At 50.2% G+C, this 21232-nt stretch carries 15 protein-coding genes; 14 read left to right on the forward strand and 1 reads right to left on the reverse strand.

Features of this window, described 5'->3' with window-relative positions:
* Positions 1-407 precede the first annotated feature (407 nt).
* From M1D70_RS13855 to M1D70_RS13870, 4 genes are all read left to right on the forward strand, one after another.
* Positions 408-1490: a Gfo/Idh/MocA family protein gene (locus M1D70_RS13855; protein ID WP_404565770.1), complete on the forward strand. Its 1083-nt coding sequence runs from the start codon at positions 408-410 to the stop codon at positions 1488-1490.
* 158 nt (positions 1491-1648) lie between these two features.
* A complete protein-coding gene (locus M1D70_RS13860) occupies positions 1649-2164 on the forward strand; it encodes a DUF3189 family protein (protein WP_456290435.1) in 516 nt (171 codons plus the stop codon).
* 198 nt (positions 2165-2362) lie between these two features.
* Positions 2363-2584, forward strand: coding sequence for a hypothetical protein (locus M1D70_RS13865; protein WP_456290436.1), 222 nt, complete (start codon positions 2363-2365; stop codon positions 2582-2584).
* Positions 2585-2993: 409 nt separating this feature from the next.
* On the forward strand, positions 2994-7154 hold the full coding sequence (locus M1D70_RS13870; RefSeq protein ID WP_456290156.1) for a X2-like carbohydrate binding domain-containing protein: 4161 nt from the start codon (positions 2994-2996) through the stop codon (positions 7152-7154).
* A gap of 158 nt (positions 7155-7312) precedes the next feature.
* Here the strand turns inward: M1D70_RS13870 and M1D70_RS13875 are convergent, their stop codons facing one another.
* Complete coding sequence (locus tag M1D70_RS13875; RefSeq protein ID WP_456290157.1) at positions 7313-8119, reverse strand: phytanoyl-CoA dioxygenase family protein; 807 nt, start codon at positions 8117-8119, stop codon at positions 7313-7315.
* Between the two features lie 133 nt (positions 8120-8252).
* Between M1D70_RS13875 and M1D70_RS13880 the strand changes: the two genes are divergently transcribed.
* The 10 genes from M1D70_RS13880 to M1D70_RS13925 all read left to right on the forward strand — a co-directional run bounded on the left by M1D70_RS13880 (position 8253) and on the right by M1D70_RS13925 (position 21217).
* Complete coding sequence (locus tag M1D70_RS13880) at positions 8253-9059, forward strand: helix-turn-helix domain-containing protein (protein WP_456290158.1); 807 nt, start codon at positions 8253-8255, stop codon at positions 9057-9059.
* Between the two features lie 605 nt (positions 9060-9664).
* On the forward strand, positions 9665-12904 hold the full coding sequence (locus M1D70_RS13885; protein ID WP_456290159.1) for a hypothetical protein: 3240 nt from the start codon (positions 9665-9667) through the stop codon (positions 12902-12904).
* A gap of 429 nt (positions 12905-13333) precedes the next feature.
* Positions 13334-14293, forward strand: coding sequence for an ABC transporter permease (locus tag M1D70_RS13890; protein ID WP_015734981.1), 960 nt, complete (start codon positions 13334-13336; stop codon positions 14291-14293).
* A 37-nt stretch (positions 14294-14330) separates the two neighbouring features.
* Complete coding sequence (locus tag M1D70_RS13895; RefSeq protein WP_456290160.1) at positions 14331-15227, forward strand: carbohydrate ABC transporter permease; 897 nt, start codon at positions 14331-14333, stop codon at positions 15225-15227.
* Between the two features lie 65 nt (positions 15228-15292).
* The gene (locus tag M1D70_RS13900) at positions 15293-16885 is read left to right on the forward strand and encodes an ABC transporter substrate-binding protein (RefSeq protein ID WP_456290161.1); all 1593 of its coding nucleotides are present in this window, start codon (positions 15293-15295) and stop codon (positions 16883-16885) included.
* A 107-nt stretch (positions 16886-16992) separates the two neighbouring features.
* Entirely contained in the window at positions 16993-18132 is a 1140-nt protein-coding gene (locus tag M1D70_RS13905; protein WP_456290162.1) for a GntR family transcriptional regulator, read from the forward strand.
* Between the two features lie 193 nt (positions 18133-18325).
* On the forward strand, positions 18326-19291 hold the full coding sequence (locus tag M1D70_RS13910) for an AAA family ATPase (RefSeq protein WP_456290163.1): 966 nt from the start codon (positions 18326-18328) through the stop codon (positions 19289-19291).
* A gap of 15 nt (positions 19292-19306) precedes the next feature.
* Positions 19307-19945, forward strand: coding sequence for an RNA ligase family protein (locus M1D70_RS13915; protein ID WP_456290164.1), 639 nt, complete (start codon positions 19307-19309; stop codon positions 19943-19945).
* A gap of 488 nt (positions 19946-20433) precedes the next feature.
* Positions 20434-20658, forward strand: coding sequence for a hypothetical protein (locus M1D70_RS13920; RefSeq protein ID WP_456290165.1), 225 nt, complete (start codon positions 20434-20436; stop codon positions 20656-20658).
* Between the two features lie 109 nt (positions 20659-20767).
* Positions 20768-21217, forward strand: a complete 450-nt coding sequence (locus M1D70_RS13925; protein WP_456290166.1) for a DUF1569 domain-containing protein — start codon at positions 20768-20770, stop codon at positions 21215-21217.
* Positions 21218-21232 lie beyond the last annotated feature (15 nt).

A 21232-nucleotide genomic window follows, 5' to 3' on the forward strand; every position in this document is an offset into this window, starting at 1 on the left:
GAAGACATGGCGATGATGTCGTAATTTTATATATGTTTTGTCGCATAGTTGGACTAAAAAAATGTGTAAGATGTGATACCTTATATGTGGATGTTCGGAAAATAAATGACGGGCTGCCGGAAGGAGTGATTTCCCTCATTGTTACTTTTTTTCTAAGACGCCATAGGGATAGAGCAGTCATAGGACCACTTCCCTAAACGTGGCGTGTACACCAACCCTTCGGATGGATGAAGGTTTTCCACATGCCGACTGGCGGCCGCTCTTTGTTGAGCGTGATGTGCCTTTCAGAGATTCGTTGAGGTGTTGTGACAGAATTACATACAACGATCTGCTTGTTTTATAAGGCGTTTCGAATAAGCAGAAATTATGAAATTTTAAAAAATGACGAAAAGTGATGGTGATGATCCATGTCTAAAGTTTATCGTATTGGAATTATCGGCTGCGGCGGAATCGCAAACGGGAAGCATCTTCCCAGCTTAAGCCGTTTAAAAAACGTGGAGCTCGTGGCATTCTGTGATATTGTCCTTGAGCGGGCAGAAGAAGCAGCCGGCAAATACGGCATCCAGGAAGCTAAAGTGTACAGCGATTATAAAGAGCTGCTGCAGGATCAAAGCATCGATATTATACATGTCTTGACCCCTAATGATTCTCATGCCGAGATTTCCATTGCTTCGCTCGAAGCGGGAAAACATGTTATGTGCGAGAAGCCGATGGCCAAAACGGCCGCCGATGCCAAGCTTATGATGGAAACAGCGAAACGTACAGGCAAGAAATTGACGATCGGATACAATAACCGTTTCCGCGAAGATAGCCTTTATCTGAAACAGGTATGCGAAGCCGGTGAACTCGGAAATATTTATTTTGCCAAAGCGCATGCCGTACGAAGAAGAGCGGTTCCGACTTGGGGCGTCTTTTTGGATGAGGAAAAACAAGGCGGCGGGCCGCTTATCGACATCGGCACGCACGCGCTCGATCTGACGCTCTGGATGATGGATAATTACAAGCCGAAGATTGTACTCGGTACCACATACCATGAACTGTCCCGCAAGGAGAATGCGGCCAATGCTTGGGGACCTTGGGATCCCGAAAAATTCACGGTGGAAGATTCCGCCTTCGGCATGATTGTGATGGAGAACGGCGCAACCATTATGCTGGAATCCAGCTGGGCGCTCAATACGCTTGAAGTCGATGAAGCCAAATGCTCGCTGAGCGGTTCGGAAGGCGGAGCCGATATGAAGAACGGTCTTCGCATCAACGGCGAGAAATTCAGCCGCCTGTATACAAACGAAATCGAATTGAACTCCGGCGGGGTTGCGTTCTATGACGGCAAGAAGGAGCAAGCTCCGGATGTTGAGATGAGAAGATGGATCGAGGCTATCGACCAGGATAAAGATCCTGTGGTAACCCCAGAACAAGCTTATGTTGTATCTCGAATCTTGGAAGCTCTATACGAATCCGCAAAAATCGGCAAGGCCGTTTATCTGGACTAAGCCCATCTTAAATCGGATTCATCCCGAGGAAGCCCTGATCATCAGGGCTTCTTTTAGTTGCGAAAGTATCAAGTCTAGCAATCCATGAATCGCGGGCGAATGAGATTTGCATAATGGGTAATAATAAGCTCATTAAATCGGAAGGCAGGGTCATGGACATGATATTTATTTATAATGATTATGGCGGAACGCATACAACATCTCTGGCTGCAGCTTATCATTTGAATAAATTGCCGACCAATCGCCAGCTTACGAAAGAGGAGATTCTGGCGGTAGACTATTTCGATAAACTGAATACGTCCGATATGGGTAAACTTATCTTTCACGGTCTGGACGAGAACGGGAACCCCGTGTACACGATTGGACGGGGTTCATCCAAAGTCGTTGTCCCCGCGTTGGAAAATGTGTGCTTGATTCTTCAAGACAAATACCAGAATGACGAACCGATCGTATTCTCCAACACATCGCCTACCGTGCCCATCATCATGACGATCGGGGGATTTTTGTCCAAGAGGCTAAAACTGAGTTTCATCGGCGGTCCGTTATTGGTGGCAGGGGCCAAGCAGTGCTGCAGCACGATCCGCGAGCTGGTCTTATATACAAAACAAACGGCGGCATCGAGGTCCGGCTCGGAGTCCGTTATCGTGATGGAGAACAAGAATTTCTCACCATAACCATAGCAAGGCATTATGAAGCTGAGAAGATAATCCTGAATTTGCAGGGTTATCTTCTTTTTTTATCATTCGCCGAGCCTCTTATGATCTGCTTGATCTGGTATAATTTAGGGACACATGATCGGATGGGGGAACCGTCTCGCATTGATAACTCAGTCCCATCGTCCCGCGGTCCATACGATAACATGAAGGGGAGTGATGGTATTGAAACGTTTGTTCACAATCAGCATTTGGATTGTCATTGTGACGTATCTCTTACTCCTGATGATTGGATGGTCCAGAGGAACGTTATCCATTCGTTGGATTATTTTCATGAGCGTCATCACCATCTTGATTATCGCCATATTGTATGGGCTGACCAAACTGATTCGATACTTGGACCGTAAGCTGTATAAAGAGCTGAAACGCATGATGAAATAATCGTTCGGCCGGTGTAGCAAAGGGTGACTCCGGAGGTCTCAATAGACTTCGTGGATGTCACCCTTTTGTTTGTTCGGACAACATTTTATATAAGTTACGGATGTTGCATTCCTTTGGGCGCAGGCTCGTAAGCGTGCCGGTAACGGATTCGAACGGAAAAAAGGACGGTACAGCGGAATAATGTACCGTCCACAGGAAGGAAAACGGGATGGTATCGCATGAATTGACCCTATCTGAAAATCCTTCCATCTTCTATGATCAAAAATAGAAAGCGCTATCATGTATTGACTGCAAAAGAAATCAGGAGGTGAAGTCCCGCATTCATGCGCAACCACTCGTCCGAACGCTTGGTGGAAGCCGTTACTGCATTCGGCAAATATAAGCCTAATATCGAAGAGGAGAAGATGTCATGAAGAAGAAAAAGAGCTCGGCTCGGTTATTGCTGGCCATGTTGTTAGCCGCGGCACAGATCGCTTTCATGTTCCCTGCGGTTCCGACCGAAGCGCAAGCAGCGGCCGAGGAGGATTTTGCAAGCAAGCCGTATATGGGCTGGAGCAGCTACAGCCTCCAGGTGTACCATACCGGCAGCTGGATCACGGCGGATCATATTAAAGCGCAATCGGACGCGATGCATGAGAAGCTGCAGCCATACGGATATGAATACATCAATGTAGACGCGGGCTGGAACGGCAGCATGGACGAGTACGGTAGACCCGTTCCCAGTACGACGCTGTACCCGGACGGGCTTCAGGACGTGATTGATCACGTGCACGCCAACGGCCAAAAATTCGGGCTTTACCTGATTCCGGGATTATCCCCGCAAGCCTATGAAGACAATCTGCAGATTTACGGCACCAGCTGCAGGATGCAGGAGATTGCGGCACAGCCGCTGCAAAAATCGGATTATTGGGGGCTCGGATACAAGATCGATTTCTCGAATCCCTGCGCGCAAAAATACATCGATTCGATCGCGGATCAACTTGGCGAATGGGGAGTCGACTTCATTAAGTTCGATAGTGTCACGCCGGGCTCGGGCATATCCGACCTGTCGATGGATGCCCGAGATGACGTGAAGGCCTGGTCCCAAGCCCTCAAGCGGCACGATATTTGGCTCGAATTATCCTGGGCGCTGGATATCCGTTACGTGGATTACTGGAAAGAGCATGCCGACGGCTGGCGCATCGATTGGGATATCGAATGCTATTGCGGTTCGGAGGCGCTTACGACTTGGCCGAGCATCGCCCGATTGTTCCCCAAAGCGGAGCAATGGTGGCGGCATGCCGGGCCGGAGGGTTGGAACGATTTCGATTCCTTGAATGTAGGCAATGGCGAAATGGATGGGCTGACGAAGGATGAGCGCCAATCGGCGATGACCTTTTGGGCGATATCCGCCGTTCCGCTCTACATTGGAGATGACATGACCAAGCTGGACGATTATGGCATCGAGCTGTTGACCAACGAAGAAGTGATCGCGGTTAATCAAGCGGGCCGTCCGGCGCATCCGGTATCCACGGATACCGAACAGCAGGTATGGTATGCGAATAACGGCGACGGCAGTTATACGGTGGGACTCTTCAATCTTGGGGAGAAGAGTGCCGAAATGGTCGTTGACTGGCCGAGCATAGGCTTGGAGGCTCCCGCAGCCGTCCGCGATTTATGGAGCCGGAGCGATCTTGGGATATACAAGGATGGTTATCGCGCCGAATTGCCTGCGCATGGCTCCCGCTTGTTGCGAATAACGGCGCAAGACGGCTGGGTTGCCGTAAATGATGATGATACCGGCATGAGGTATGAAGGAAGCTGGAAGCGTAACGGCGGAATGGAGCTGCCGTCCGATACCCAGAATCTCGTGATTGACGTCAGCGACGAGACGGTAAACGGAAGTACGGTTAGTCCGTCAGCGGCGAATTTCGATAAGGAGGCTTCCAAGCAGCAGGATATCGAGTTAACCGTTCAGTGGAACGATAACAAGGAGGTCAGCCGCATATCCAACGGAGGGCATGATTTGGTGCCGCTTACGGATTATACCGTGAACGGGAATATCATCCGCATCCACAAATCATATCTGGCTGATCTACCAAACGGCACGGCACAGTTAACGTTTACGTTCCCGGCAGGTCCGCACCAACAGCTTGTGCTGACGATACAGGATACGACCGTGCAGGATAGCAGGGTATATCCGCCGGTGATCAGTTATGATCGCAATGAACGGCTGGCTTCGGATCCGTCCGATGTTAATCTGACGCTTGCATTGAACGGGAACGCGCTCACTGCCGTCGCAACCGGCAGCACAACTCTCGCAGCCGGAATCGACTATAAGGTTTCAGCTGCTCAGATGCAGCTGAAGAGGGAATTTCTGAGTTCACTGCCGGTGGGCATGACCGAGCTTATATTTACCTTTACCAACGGACAGCCGCAACGTGCAGTCGTCGTTGTCAGAGATACAGCCGCCGGCGGCGTTATTTCGCTGAACGATGACCACCCCGACATTCATTATACCGGAGCCTGGAACCGAAGCTATAACCGGGGGTTGGGTGATTTCGGCGACGACGTCCACTTTGCCGAGAAGGATGGGGAGTATTTCGAGTACACATTCACAGGGACAGGTATTGAGCTTGTAACAGAACTCGATCCTTCGCAAGGAGAAATGGATATCTATGTGGACGACGTTTACGTCCAAACGGTGGATACTTCGAATGCGGGCAGGTTAGCCCAGCAAACGGTATTCCATCTGTCCGGCTTGGAGTATGGCTCGCATACGGTGAAAGCCGTGAAAAAATCCGGCATTTTCATGCTGCTGGACCAAATCCGGGTTCTTATGCCCGATCTGATTACGCCGTCTGCCGTTCGTTACGATAAAGCGGATTCGGCCGAGACCGAGGTAACCGTCACGGGTGCAACGTACGGATATACGCTGGACAGCATTAAGAATGGCGAAATCGAGCTTGTAAAAGAGCAGGACTATGCGCTGGCGGATCAGCAAGTGATGCTGAAGAAGTCTTATCTGGCTGCTCAACCGAACGGCTTGACACGGCTTTTGTTCTCATTCAGCGGAGGAGCATCGCAGACGCTTGCGTTGACCGTGGAGGATAGCGCAGCCGAACATAGTCTGCTCGAGACGACTAAAGAGTCGTTTGATAAGAACGAGGCTGTGCAGCAGGATATTACGGTAGGTGTGGCCTGGAATGGAAACTCGCTAGCGGGAATATCTCATCGCGGCAGCGATCTGAAACCGGGCACGGATTATTCGGTGAACGGCAATCGAATCGTGCTGAGCAAAAGCTATCTGGCAACCCTGCCGGTTGGCCGGGCACTTCTGCATTTTTCTTTCAGCGGAGGTGCTCCGCAAATCCTGGCTGTCGATGTAGGGGATACAACACCGCCGAATAGCACCATTGTACCGAGTGTGGCAGGCTTTGATAAAAATGCCGAGGTACAGAAAGCCGTTACGGCCACGATGGAGCTCAATGGCAATCAATTGACCGGTATTCGCTATGGGGATTCGGTTCTCCAGGAAGGCACGGATTACATCGTTTCCGGTAATCAGATTACCATTCTGTCGACCTTCCTCAAGCAATTGCCGCTGGGTACGGCGAAGCTTGAACTTGCGTTCAGCTCGGGCAGGCCGCAGGACCTTGCCGTGGTGATCATCGACACGTCCAGAGGGCGTTATGTGACCGTCAACGACGATGATGCGTCCCTGAGGTATATAGGAGCATGGCAGCACAGCAGGAACCGGGGACTGGGCGATTACAAGGACGACGTGCATTTTACGGAAAAGAACGGTGATTATTATGAATTCCGTTTTAAGGGAACGGGCATTGAGTTGATTACGGAGAAGGATAATGCCCAAGGCGATATGGATATCTATGTAGACGGTGATTTCCTGCAGACGATAAGCACCTATGCACCAGAGAAACAGGTTCAGCAAAGCGTATATCATGTGGATGGATTGACAGATGAAGAGCATACGGTGAAAGTCGTGAAAAAGTCGGGCTATTACATGCTGCTAGATCATTTGAAATATCGGGTAACCGATCTGATCGAGCCGGATGCTGCTGCGTTTAACAAAAACGGCCGGAATCCGAAGGATGTCGAGGTCGAACTTCGAGTTGACGAAACTACGCTGACGGCAATCAAGCACGGCGCCGGCCTTCTAAAGGAAGGCAAGGATTATAGCGTATCCAGGGATAAGGTGAAAATCAAGAAATCGTATCTGGCCAAAGCACCGGTCGGAACGAATGTGTTCGAGTTCCAGTTCCGCGGAGACTACCTGAATGACGTGCATGCTACGCCGTCGAACGGCGATTATTTTGAATATACCTTCCAGGGTACTGGCGTTGAGCTGCTGACGCCGAAAGGACCCGGCCAAGGAAAAATCGATCTGTATGTGGACGGCAAATTCATGAAAACGATCAATGCTTATCATGACAGCCGGCAGACCCTCCAGAGCGTCTACCGCCTGAACGGTCTTCAAAATAGCGAACATACGATCAAAGGAGTGAAACGGTCCGGAAATTGGATGATTGTGGATCAATTGAAATTCAGGGTTCCGAAAGGAAACAAATAGACCTACCGTGAGGGGAGGAGATCCATGCATCGGGTTCCAAAAAAATACTGAAACAGAAGACAGCCAGCCCGTTAGGGTTGGCTGTCTTCTGTTGATTGCCAACAGATAAAGTCACTTTTATTTATTTTTTCGATTGTGCCGGGCAGGCCGGCACTCATTCAATGGGGATAAGCCGTATCGAATTCGATGCCGCACGGACCGCCATTCGGATTGACGTCAAGGTTGATCTCCGTGCCGTCTTCCCGGAACAATGGCCGATAAAATGCACCGATTTTGGTAGCCGACGCGTTGGCGTAATGGCAGATGAAGGCGCGGCGGAACCGGTTGGATTTGTTGCGGTAGGAGCCGTGGATCAGGTTGCCGTTAAAGAACAGGACGTCCCCTTTGTCCATGATCGCGGGGAGGACCTTTCTATCCTTGGGCGGCTTCACGAAATGAGTGGTAAACGACTCGTTCGAATCGGCTTCCTCCGGGCATACCAGGTCATAATCACTTGTTTTCGGAACGACGAGCAAACCGCCGTTCTCTTCATCGGCCGCGTCGATTGCGGTCCATGCGGCAATGCAATTGCCCGGCTCCACCTGCAGGTAGAAGTTGTCCTGATGCAGCGCTTGGCCGCGGGAGCCTGGAGGTTTGTAATAGAACATGCTTTGGGCGGCGAGCGCCGGTTCCCCGTACAAATCGGCCAATACCTGCATGACCGGTTTATGCAGCATGTATTTCTTCGCGGTTGCATGGAAGCGGTGCGGATGCATAACGCGGGGATAACGTTTGAGCGGTTCAACGGATTCATCGTCCAGCACAGGTTCAAAGTGGCCGGGCACGGTCGTGTGGCTGATCTCCTCAAACGTTGCTCCGATCTCCGACAGCTCCTCCTCGCGGAAGAGACCTTTTACAATTAAAAATCCCTCCGTTTCGAATTTGTGCAGCTGTTCTTCCGTCAATACGTGTAACTTCTCTCTCATAGCAATTCCTCCCGCAAATTAATGGTTTTCCTGTTGACAATAGAATAAGGTCTGCTTAACTTGAGAGGAAGTATGATTTCTGCTTAATATTACCGGAATTCTGCTATTCGGGGTACAGAGGAGGAGAGGTCGCTTGAGAACGCCGGCTGATAGGCATGCCATATCGTTAGAAAGCACCGGAACCATATTCGGCGATCATTTCGAGCAAGACGATTCTTATTGCCTGCGTCGTCCTAACGGAATGCAAGACTGGCTGCTTGTTTACACGCTGCAGGGTGAGGGCTATTTCCGCACGCCTGCCGGGGAGAAACGCTGCGGATCCGGGCAGCTCGGCCTGCTGCGCGCCAACATCGCCCATGAATACGGGACCGTGCAGGGGACGCATTGGAACTTTCTTTGGATCCATTATCCCGGGCTTCCGGAAAACGGGATGCTGCCGAACGAGGAGTTTCTGGTCGAAACCTTGCCCGATGAACGTGTCCGAGGCCGTGTCGAGCTGGCCTTTCGTAATGTGCTGCAAGATTCGCTGGACCGGTTAGAACTGTGGGAAGCTCTGTGCGAGAACGCCCTGCGTGAGATTTTGCTTCTGCTTGCACAGCGGACGAACAAGAGGCTAGATCCCAGAGTCGAGCAAACGCTTGGGTTGTTATCCCGTTCGTTAAAAGAAGACGTCAAAATTGATGCCTTATCCCGCGAGATCGGAATTTCGGGATCCAGGCTGGCGCACTTGTTCAAACAGCAAACGGGATCCACCATTTTGGAGCATCTGAACCAGATGAGGGTTCGCCATGCCGCTTTATTGATGAGCCATTCGGGCCGTACGGCGAATGAAGCTGCCCATGACGTAGGGTTTAACAGTTACAATCATTTTGCCGATCAGTTTCGCAAGCAGTTCGGGGTTTCGCCGAGGCAGTACCGCCAGGCATGCAGGCATCCATGAATGTGCCGGGTTTACATTCGATGCCTGAATGAAGACGGTGCAGACATATCAGAGTAACATACGAAAGAACAGGAAGGACTGCTGAAGGGCAGTCTTTTATTTTTCTATTCCCACATCTGAGATATCATCGGTTTCTCAGCCATTTCGCTATGATCCCAATTGTAGAATTTCATAAAGAGCTTGATAAAATTGAGCAAGATACCATCCGTTTGACGGTACCTTGCTGTTTATGCGGGGCCGCTTATAATGCGGCTTTTTTGTCGTTTAACCTTAACTTTGTGACAGAATCGAGCTTGGTTAACCGCTAGAAATAACAACTTTAATGCTGTGATGCTTCTGCTTCTTTTGAAATATCCACATTGTCGAATAAAGGGACAAGAGGAATATAGCATGATCGTTATGGATTGACACCATCCCGGTATTTGCCTAATATACGGCCAGACGGTTCCGCTAGTCTTCCATATTCCACCAGAGCGGTTGCGTCTAATCATGACCAAAGGAGGTTCAGATTACTAAAAAAAGAGGCTGAATGCCTGCCGGATTCGTTCACAGCTATTGGAGCAGTCTATCGGGATAGTCAACACCGAATTCTAAGGAGGTCATTTATGAGATTCGCAAAAAGCGGCAAGTACCAGGTCTTTATGCTGGCATTGTGTCTGTTATTGGTTTGTTCGGGCGGCGGTCTCGCCGCTGCTTCCGGGGAGAGCAGGCTTGCTCAGAAAACATACGGAACACCGGAGGAAATTCTCGTTCCCAACAACTATACGGTTGCCGTATTCAACGGTACGGCAGGGAAGGAAGAAGGCCGCAACGTTCTTTATGCGACCAGTAAAGGAAAGCCGGGGCATCTGAACGTGATCGATCTGGAGGATTATAAACTGCTTCGCAGCATTCCGATCGGCCCCTCTGAAAGCTCCTGGGCACATACCACGGCACCGGACGGGACCTTGTTCCTTGCGGCCGACGGCGGCGGAGCCAGGCTGTGGAGCTACTCTCCCGTAACTCACGTGCCAGAGCAGGTTGCCCAATTCGACGGGCAGTCGGTGCCGAACAGCATTACCACGGATGAACAAGGCCGCGTTTATGTCGGAACCTATCCAGGCGGCAAAGTGTATCAATACGACCCGGCTACGAAGCAAACCAAAGATTACGGCCGCGTCATCGGCGTGCTTGACCAGGAATATGTGCGCTCCATTGCTTACCAGGGCGGCAATATTTATGCCGGCACCGCGCATAAGCAGATCGTGCGCGTGAATTTAGCGACCGGTGAGAAAACAAATATCGCGGCTTCCCTGCCGGTTAAAGAAGACACCGTGTATGACCTGAGCACGATAGATAACCGTTATTTGTTTGCCCGATATACGGACGGAAGCGGCATTCCTGGAGAGGCGTTTATCTACGATACACAGACGGAAAGCTGGCTGGATGTTGTGCTGGAGAACGTAACGGGGCTGCACGCGACGGACTCGCTTAACGGAAAACTGTATTATATGTCCGACAAGAAGTTGAAAACGTTTAATCTTGACACGCATGAGGTCGAGTTGACCGGCATGGAGTACAACAGCGGATTTCGGGGAGTAGATTGGGTGGAATTTCCCAATAATCCGGAATACCCGGGCAAAAATCTGGTGACCGTCCGATATGACGGCGGGGTTACGATCATGAACATCGAAACCAAGCAGGTGCACCTGATGCCGCCGGTCATCCCGGGTCTGCCCGGCGTTGTCAACCGGTTGAAAAGCGTATCGGACACTCATTTGATCACCACCGGCTCGCAGGCCCGTTCCTCGCTCGTCGATCTGACCAATAACACCGCAACGCCGTTCAGCATCGGCCAAGCGGATAGCGTTCATGCCGTAGGCAATAAAGTCTATATGGGCGTGTACCCTGAAGGCGGACTGTACGAGTTCGATTTATCGACGGAGCCTGGAATGAACAATCCGAAGAGACTGGCCGTCTTAGGCAACGATCAGGAGAGGCTGGTTGATATCTCCAGTTCCAAAGGCAAGCTCTACATTTCGACGATTTCCGGTTACGGCACTTTGGGCGGCTCGTTGACAGTTTATGATACCGCCACCGGAGAAATCAACGTTCATCGCAACGTCGTCCAGAATCAGAGCGTGCTCAGCACGACGGTTCATGACGGCAAGGTGTTCGGTTCCACCACGATTCGGGGCGGACTGGGCTCCGAGCCGACGGAAGCGGAAGCGAAGATTTTTGTTTGGGATGAAGAGACGCAGCAAAAAATCACCGAGTTTCCGCTCCGCGTTCCGGGACTGGATAAACCGATATTCATCGGAGATCTTTCGGCCGGCCCGGACGGTTTGATCTGGGGAGCATCTTATGAGTATATTTTTGCGATCGACCCCGATACGTATGAAGTCGTGAAGAGCAAAAAAGTGTATCCAAGCTTGAATTTCAGCCAATGGGCGCATCACCCGCTCCGCTGGTCGGAGGATGGTCTGCTTTACGTGCTGTTCAACAACAAACTGACGGTCATTGACCCTGAAACGCTGGAGCATCGGACATTGGCCGACACCTCCAGATTCGATTTACATGTGGACGGAAATCTCTATTTCACAGACATGCAGACCAATACGATTCTGTATCGGATGGAAGTTGACGGAGAGGTCGTGGAAGAACCGCCGCATACGGCTGTTCCCGTCACCAATCCTGGTTTTGAAGAGGAAATGAAGGGATGGAGTCAATTATTCGCTCCAGGCAACGGTTATCGTTATGATCTCAGCACGGAACGCAGTTTCACGGGAACGCACAGTCTGAAGATTACGGACACGCTGAGAACGGCATCCGTTGCCGTACAAAGTGATGCGATTCCCGTCATCCCGGGAGAGGAATATACGGCAGGCATGAATCTCTATATTGAATCGGGCCAGCCGGGCTTTATGTTCCGATTCTTTGACAGCAATAACGCCACGATTTCCACACTGGAAACCCATTTGGATGAATCGCGATTGGCCCAATGGCAGAAAGTGACGCTCAGAGGGAAGGCTCCGGCTAATGCAGCTTATGCGAAACTGATTGCGGTAACTTCCAGATACAATGTGGCAACGGCCTATTATGACGATTTCTTCGTAACCGTAAAAGACAGCGTTCCTCCCGTCTCGACGGTTAGCCTATCGCCTTCTCCCAACGAGAACGGCTGGGTGAATGCCGATGTGTCCTTGTCCATCTCTTCCGACCGCGCGTACTCTATTGCATACGCTGCGGAAGGCGCGCAGCCGATAGAGAAGACCACGGTAAAAGGGAGTGCGGCTCAGCTTCAAATCACTGATGAAGGCGTCACGACGGTTACCTATTCCGCCACCAACTACTCAGGCGTATCTGAGGCACCTGGAACGCTGAACGTGCAGATCGACAAGACGGCTCCCGTCGTTGAATTCACCGGTGAGCGTACGTACACGGTAACCGACTCCGTATACGTTTCGTGCAGTGCCGTCGACAGTCTGTCAGGGTTAGCTGACAATCCGTGTTCTCTTCCGCTGCTCGAGCGTCCTGCCTATTCCTTCGAACCGGGCTCCCATGAAATATCCGTAACGGCAGTCGATCTGGCCGGAAATAAAACGGAATCCGTCTTTCGTTTTGAGGTAGCCGTGACCTATGACAGTTTGTCCGAGCTTGCAGCGCGGTTTGCCGCTGCCGATCCGGGCCTGGCTCAATCGTTGACAAGCAAGCTGCAAGGCGCCAAAGAGGCGGAGGATCGAGGCAACGACTCCGCTAAGCAAGGCAAGCTGAACGCTTTTAACAATCAGGTCAGGGCGCAATCCGGCAATAAATTGACGGCTGAACAGGCGAATGTGCTGGCAAAGCTGGCAGCATATCTATAAGCAGTCTTAGAGCAAGGTAATGAACATCGACCATGCGTTTCTAAACGCTCGTATATTTAAAAGAAACAGCCGCGTAAACCACGCGGCTGTTTCTTTTGCTCGGAATGATACCGGCGCTCCCTTGTGAGGATCGTTCGACAACCTACGGCACGCAGGACGATGTTAATAAGTCTATAACCGTCGAAATTTGTCATAACAAATCCGCGTTTATACAACTAAAGTAGCAATTATTCGATGTCATATTGACTGGAAAATAAAACCTTACTAAAATGTGTTATAACAAATTATGAATTACATAACAAATGTTAGTACAAGTGTATAGAAGGGAGGTGTCATATTACTGTACCAAGCAGATCTTGCTGATGATCTCGCACAGCTCAGACTTCTGCTACACGCTATTCGATTAGATAAAGGAGGTCATGATTAAGCATGGACGCCCGATTAAACTCGGCATCCCCACAGCCCGCTCCCAAACCCACCCGGTGGACGCATGTTAAGAGGCAGCTAAAGCGAAATATCGGGCTGTATATCATCATTTCCCCGGCAGTGCTTTACTTTTTGATCTGGCATTATTGGCCGATGTACGGCGTACAAATCGCTTTCAAGGATTTCATGCCCGGACTCGGCATCTGGAACAGTCCTTGGGTCGGGTTCGAACATTTCGAGCGGCTGTTTGACGCCTATTATTTTTGGACGATTCTGAAAAATACGATCGGGATCAGTTTATACGGACTGCTGGTCGGCATTCCCGCACCGATCCTGCTGGCGCTTTTGTTCAACGAGATTCGGAATCGCAAATTCCGCTCATTCGCTCAAAGCATATCCTATGCACCTCACTTTATTTCGGTTGTCGTTGCAGTCGGTATCCTGTTTTTTTTCATCTCGCCTACGAATGGCGTCTTTAACTCCATCCTTGTTTCCTTGGGGAAGGAACCGGTCGATTATTTGGCAGAGCCGTCTAAATTCTGGCATCTCTATGTCTGGTCGGGCGTCTGGCAGGGAGTCGGCTGGTCTTCGCTCATCTACAGCGCAGCCATCTCGGGCATCTCGCCGGACCTGTACGAGGCTGCATATATGGACGGGGCCAGCAAATTTCGCCGAATATGGCATATTACGATTCCCGGTATTGTCCCGACGATCGTAATCCTGTCTATCTTGAGTGCCGGCGGCATCATGAGTGTCGGCTTCGAGAAAATCCTGTTGATGCAAAACGCGATGAACCTGGAAACCTCCGAGGTGATCTCCACTTACATGTACAAGAGCGGACTGCTTAACACCCAGTACAGCTTTTCGGCGGCAGTCGGCCTGTTCAACAATGTGATCAATTTTATCATCCTGATCATCGTTAACGCGGTTGCGCGCAAGGCGGGGGAGACCAGCTTGTGGTAAAGGCCGTCGATGCAGGAATAGGGAGGGAACCTAAGAAGTGCTGCTGAACATTAAACGAACGCCGGGAGAAAAACTGGCCGATATCATAATACTAGTGCTGTCGATTCTCGTGACCATCGTCATTTTGTACCCGCTCATTTTTGTTTTGTTTGCGTCATTCTCCGATCCGCGCCAAATATGGGACAAGCCGCTGCTGCTCTTTCCGGCAGGCTTCAACCTGGACAGCTATGCCAAAGTATTCGAGAACAGCGAAATATGGAGCGGGTATGCCAATACGCTGCTTTACGCTCTCGTGGGTACCGCGATCAATATCATGATGACGGTATTCGGTGCGTACCCGCTATCCAGAAAGCGCTTTTATGGCAAGGGACTATTCACGCTGCTGTTTGCTTTTACGATGTTTTTCAGCGGCGGGCTGATCCCGCTGTACTTGGTGAACAAGGAGCTTGGATTACTGAATACGATGTGGGCATTGGTGCTGCCCGGTGCGATCAGCGCCTACAACATGATTATTATGAGAACCTATTTTCAGACCCGGATTCCGGTGGAGCTGGAAGAGAGCGCCTACGTCGACGGCTGCAACGACTTCCATATGCTGTTTCGAATCGTGCTGCCATTGTCCTTGCCGATCATCGCCGTGATGATCCTGTTCTATGGAGTGGGTCACTGGAACTCGTATTTTGACGCTATGATTTATTTGACGGACCGGGAGAAATTCCCGCTGCAGCTGATATTAAGAGAAATCCTGGTGCAGAACGACTTTAAGGAAATGGCCGGAATATCGGTCGGCGCCGAATACGCGGATCAGATGATGGTTAAGGAAGGCCTGAAATATGCAATCGTCGTATTATCCGCGCTGCCGCTGCTGCTATTGTATCCGCTGCTGTCGCGATTCTTTGAGAAAGGCATCATGGTGGGAGCTATCAAAGGATAAGCCGATATAGGAGCGGTCAATTACCGCTTGGAACTCATAATCATGAATAGAGGGGATATGGATTTATGAGAAAAAGAATGAATCTTCTGCTTGCTTTCATGTTGACATGCTCGTTGACGCTTGCCGCCTGCGGCGGATCAGGGGGAAAGGCGGAGCCGGAACCAGCCGGAACGGACGGAGACCCCGGAAACATCAAGCTAAGGATCGTCAAACGCGGATATACCGATGTGCATCCACCAGCCGATCAATTATGGATGTGGCAAAAATACGAGGAGATGTCCGGAATCGAGGTTGAGTTTGAGGAGCTGGCCGGTTCCGCCGTAACCGAAAGGAAAAATGTCATGCTCGGCTCCAACGACCTGCCGGATGCGTTCTACCGCATTGCCTTCGGCACCGATGAGCTGATGAAATACGGCAAGCAGGGCTTGTTTGTTCCGCTCGAGGACTTGATTGAACAGCATGCGCCGAATTTAAACAAGCTGCTCAAGGACAACCCGGATATCAGAGGAGCGATTACGATGTCGGACGGACATATTTACGCTCTCCCATACGTCGATTTCTCGAAAGCGTTCAATTCCGTTCGCTTGTATATCCATAAGGATTGGCTGGATGAAGCGGGGCTTGAAGTGCCCAAGACGACCGAGGAGTTCCGCCAAGCGCTCATGAAGGTTCGGGAGAAGGACAGCTCACGCCTCGGTTGGGTGCTTGAATCGCAGTACTGGACCTTCCTGGAGAGCTTTCTGGCCGGCAGCTTCGGCATGGGTGAAGGGGGCGCCAAGGCTTTCGGGCAGTATCTCTATAAGGACGCTGACGGACAAGTGAAGACGACGTTCAACGATCCGAAATACAGGGAGCTCTTGCGTTATATGAGCGATCTGTACAAGGACGGCTCGCTGGCTCAGCAGAATTTCACGACCGGCTACGATTATGCCAAATGGTCTACGGACGGCTCCAACAATTTGATCGGCTCGTTTGTATGGGAAGGGCCGGGATATATCGGCAAGGACGCGGCCGAGAACTATGTGGGCATTCATGCCCTGGAAGGTCCGAACGGCGATAAAGTCGCGGGGGTGCTGGGACCGCCGACCAAAGGGATCTTCGGTTTCGTGATCACCAACAAAAACAAGTATCCGGTCGAAACCATCAAGTGGATCGATTATTTCTACGGTGAAGAAGGGATTAACTTCGCTACCTTTGGGTTGGAAGGAGAAACTTACGAGCTGGTGGACGGCAAACCGAAATACAAGGACGAAATATTGAACTACAAGGGCGGCGTGCAGTTGGGTGCTTTCCAATATGTTGATAATGTGTATGGCGCTTATTATCCTTATGTTGAGCCTGATGACGATCTGCGGATGGCGGCTCGCGGGACGACGGTCGCTGACGAGATCAAAGCGGATCCTGCCGAGCTGGACGAGCTGGCGCCGAAAGAGCTTTGGCCGGATTTTGTTCCCACGGATGACGAAGCCAACCAAACCAGCGCGATTCTGACCGACATCAATAAATACATGGAGGAGATGCGGGTCAAATTTGTTACGGGTAAAGCGAGTCTGGACACGGATTGGGATAACTACGTGAAGACCTTGGACAAAATGGGAGCCCAGCGTTACCTGGAAATCAAAAAAGCGCAGTATGAACGCTATACGAATGTAAAGTAACCATGACGGGAGGCAGGCATGATCGATCGGGGCGGTTTACATGCCAATGAAGCAAACGCTATAATTCTAGTTGGACAAGATCAAACCGGAAAATAGATAAAGATGGGATGAGAACCAAGTTGACCAAAGACAATAAACCGCTGTACCGCGTGATGATGGACGAGCTAAAATCGAAAATTTCATCCGGCCTTTACCCTTCCGAGGCCCAGCTTCCTACCGAGGCCGAGCTGAGTACGGCCTTCGGCGTGAGCCGCATTACAACAAGAAGAGCGCTCGAGGAGCTGGAGCGGGACGGGTTCATCTACCGCATTAAAGGAAGCGGCAGCTTTGTCAAACCCCGGCAGCGGGGTCAGGAGCAGCGGTCGGTTGGAACGGAAAGAATGATATCGCTGATCCTGCCTTCCGAAGACGACCGCGGCACGATGGGGTATATTCGCGGCGCTTCGGACTGGCTGAACGCGAACGGCTACTATTTAAGCATTCATCAGAGCGATTATGACTCCCAGAAGGAGCGCGATCTCCTGGAGATGCTGACCCGAAAGGGCATTGCGGCCATTATATTGTATCCGCGGAACGATCATACGAACTACGATATCCTGCATCGGCTGTGCCTTGAAGATTATCCGATCGTGACCATCGATAAATACTTTGACAGCCTCCCGCTCGGGGCGGTCGTTTCGGATAATTGGAGCGGCTCTTATCAAGCCGTATCCCGATTGATTGAGCTCGGACACCGAAAGATTGCGTTTTTGACCGCGGTCAGCATTGAATCCACTTCGTCGGTGCGCGATCGGTATTTCGGATACTGCCAAGCGCTGAAGGACCACGGGCTTCCCCTCGACAGCCGTTATATCAGACTGAACATGAAGGGTTATCGGGAGAAGGTCGGCGTGGAGCAATTTTATAACGAGCTGCTGGACTCTTACAAGACGGAGGGGGTGACAGCCGTTCAGACGGAAAATGATCTGATTGCTGCCAACCTGCTAAACCTCTGTTTGGAGAGGGGGATCCGTATTCCGGACGATATCTCCATCATAGGCTTTGATAATAATCCGGTCACGGAGCATGTGATGATCCCTCTGACTACCGTCGAGCAGAACTTTTACGAGATCGGCCGCCAAGCGGCCGAGCATGTCGTAAACTGGCTGGAGAGAGGGAAACCGACACCGGGCACGGCGCTGATCCCTGTTAAGCTGGTGGAGCGGGATACGACCGCTCCTGCCCCGAAAGCGAGATCGGGCAAGTAGATACGACATAAAGGCTGATTGTCTGCGGATACACTTTCTGCAGGCAATCGGCTTTTTTGTAGGTATGTAAAAGTTGAATATACATATTCTTTGCTTACTCATACAAGGCGCAAGCATGGTACATTATTCGGAAGGAAGGATTTCGTTTAAACCATGACACCATGATAAGCAATCGCGAAAGGAGGTGAATATCATGAGTACGATTCATATGCTGGTCGGGATACCCGGCAGCGGAAAAAGCTATTATGCCAAACAATTGTGCAAAAGCGAGCGGGCCGTGCTGGTTGCGACGGACGCGATACGCGAAAGATTGTTTGGCAGCGAATCGAAACAGAAAAATACGTATTTGGTATTTGACGAGGCTTTCGCCGAAATCGAACAGGCGCTGAAGTCGGATCGAAACGTCGTATTCGACGCAACGAATGTCAGCCGGGAACGAAGACAGAAATTTCTGAAACGGTTTGGCGATCGACGGGTGGAGTGCCATATTTGCACGACTCCTTATGAAGTGGCCCTGGATAGAGTCAAGAGACGAAAACGCCGGCTTGATGAGAAGATCATGACTAAGTATGCCAAAAATCTTGAATTTCCGGTCATGGGTGAAGGGTTTGTTGATCTGCATCTCGTTCATGAGCCGGGTGAAACTCAGCTGGCAAGAGAGGATTTGGAACAGCTGTTAATGCGCAGACCGGATCACGATGAGTTGTTCGGTTACTTATCGCAATCCCCCTATTTTCAAACGATGCTGGGATTTGATCAAGAGAATCCGTTCCATTCGAGAACGTTGTCGGAGCATACGTTTGCCGTGCTGGTATACATCCAAAATTGCTATGACGGTGAAGGCGATCATCTGCTGGCTATGCAATTAGCGGCTCTGTTCCATGACGCGGGCAAGCCGTTTTGCAAAGTATGGAAGCAGGCTCGAGGATACTATTCCTATTATGGGCACGAGCATGTATCGGCCATCATGGCATGCCATACCTTGAAAGACCTTGGGTATGAGGATGAATTTGTGCTTCATGTCGTCCAACTTGTCAGCTTCCATATGGAAATATTGCATGGAGGAGATGCCGGCGCATCCAGGATATACCATTTGTTAGGCGAGGATTTGCTGGCTCAGCTGTATTTCTTCGCAGAGGCCGATACGTTCGGCAAGTAAGAGAGGTGAACAACGATGAAAATGAAATATCCAAGAACGATGCATCTGCCCTGGTCTAGAGGTTATACCGACGACGATAAGATTTTGCGGGCTACCGACCATTTTGCGGGGCAGGAGGTTGTCATTACCGAGAAAATGGATGGGGAGAACACCACCATGTACCCCGATCTCATCCACGCCAGATCCCTGGACAGCAAGGATCATCCTTCCCGTCATTATGTCAAGACGCTGCATGGGGGCATCAAGTATTTGATTCCGGAGGGATACCGTCTCTGCGGGGAAAACGTCTATGCCAAACATTCGCTTTCGTATTCGGCGCTGCCGTCTTACTTCATGCTGTTCTCCGTGTGGAATCAGTTGAATGTGTGCCTGTCATGGGATGAGACGGAGGAATGGGCGGATCGTTTGGGGCTGGTTACGGTTCCTGTCTTGTACCGGGGCATCTGGGACGAGGATGCTGCCAAGGCTTGTTATACGAAGCGATCTTGCTGCGGCGGTGAACAGGAAGGTTACGTGGTTAGGCTGGCTTCCGCATTTGCATATGACGATTTTAAGCATAGCGCTGCCAAGTATGTCCGCAAGAATCATGTTCAAACCGACGAGCATTGGCTGAGCAAACCGGTGGAAGCGAATCATTTGGCTGCAGGAGACTAGAACGGTTAGAAAGTTTTTTTATATAATTGAATTTTAGAATATGAGGTGTTGATCATGTAATTTCTAAATGCTTTTTAATAAAATGATGTGGATACATAGCACTGATATGAGCTGCCGCTAAAATGGGGGCTTTTTTTATTGGAATTATTGCAATATTGCAAATCAGGTTACCATATTTTGTGAGTGCAGTTATAATGAGCATATACTTTAAGTGAATACAGAATCAACCTTATTCGATGATAGGAGATCATATGAACAATAACAGGATGTTTAGCGTTTCGGCACCGTCTGGCATTAGATTAATGGTTTCCATGCTGCTCTTAATCGTTATTCTTCTTGGAAATATCATGTTGGAACAGGGAGAAAGGGATTTCTTTTATTATGCCTGCATTGTGTGGTTGGTTTTTTGTTCCACCGTATTCATCATCTCCTTCTACAGAACCTGCCTGATGAAACCCGCCGTGATGAAAATGCATCAAGACGGAATCATGATAAACGGAGAAGAAGTGAACGCAGATTCCGTGGCATGTTTATTGATCAACCATGACAGGAAACCGGTGATCGGGATCAAGCCGAAAGGGCGTAAGATCGTACCATTGAAGCTATGTTTTCAGTTCTTGGAGGATCAGACGGAGGGAATCAGGCAGCTTGAGCTATGGGCACAAGCAAGTCATGTGAAGATAACCAAAGGTTTTTTTATGAGATGGTTGTAGGGGAGTCTGAGTTCACAAGAAAGCAATCCAAAAGAAATGTCCCGTAGATGGGTCAGCTATCATTTAATCAGGTGTTTAGACATGGATTTCACTATAGGGAGAGACAAACATGAATAATATGTTCAATCATTTTGATATGACCCAAATATTAAACCGAATCGACGCATTAAGCCCTCAATCACAACCGTTATGGGGAAAAATGGATGCTGCCCAAATGCTGTCCCACTGCTCCGCGTTCCAAGACATCGCCATGGGCATCACAAACCCGCCAAGAGGCTGGCTAGGTAGGTTGGTAGGGAATTTCGCGAAGCCCGTGTTTTATAATGAAAAACCGTTACCTCGCAACATGTCGACTATTCCGGATATTTTGATTGCGGATCCAAGAGAATTTGAAACGGAAAGAGAACAATTAAAAGGAAAAATAATAGCATTCCAAAAGCACGGACCCGAGAAATGTACCACACATCCTCATCCTTTCTTCGGTAAACTGACCTCAGAGCAATGGGGGAGGGGATTATACAAGCATCTGGACCATCACTTGAAACAGTTTGGCGTTTAAGGCTCAAGAAACCTA

The organism is Paenibacillus sp. AK002, assembly GCF_053903045.1.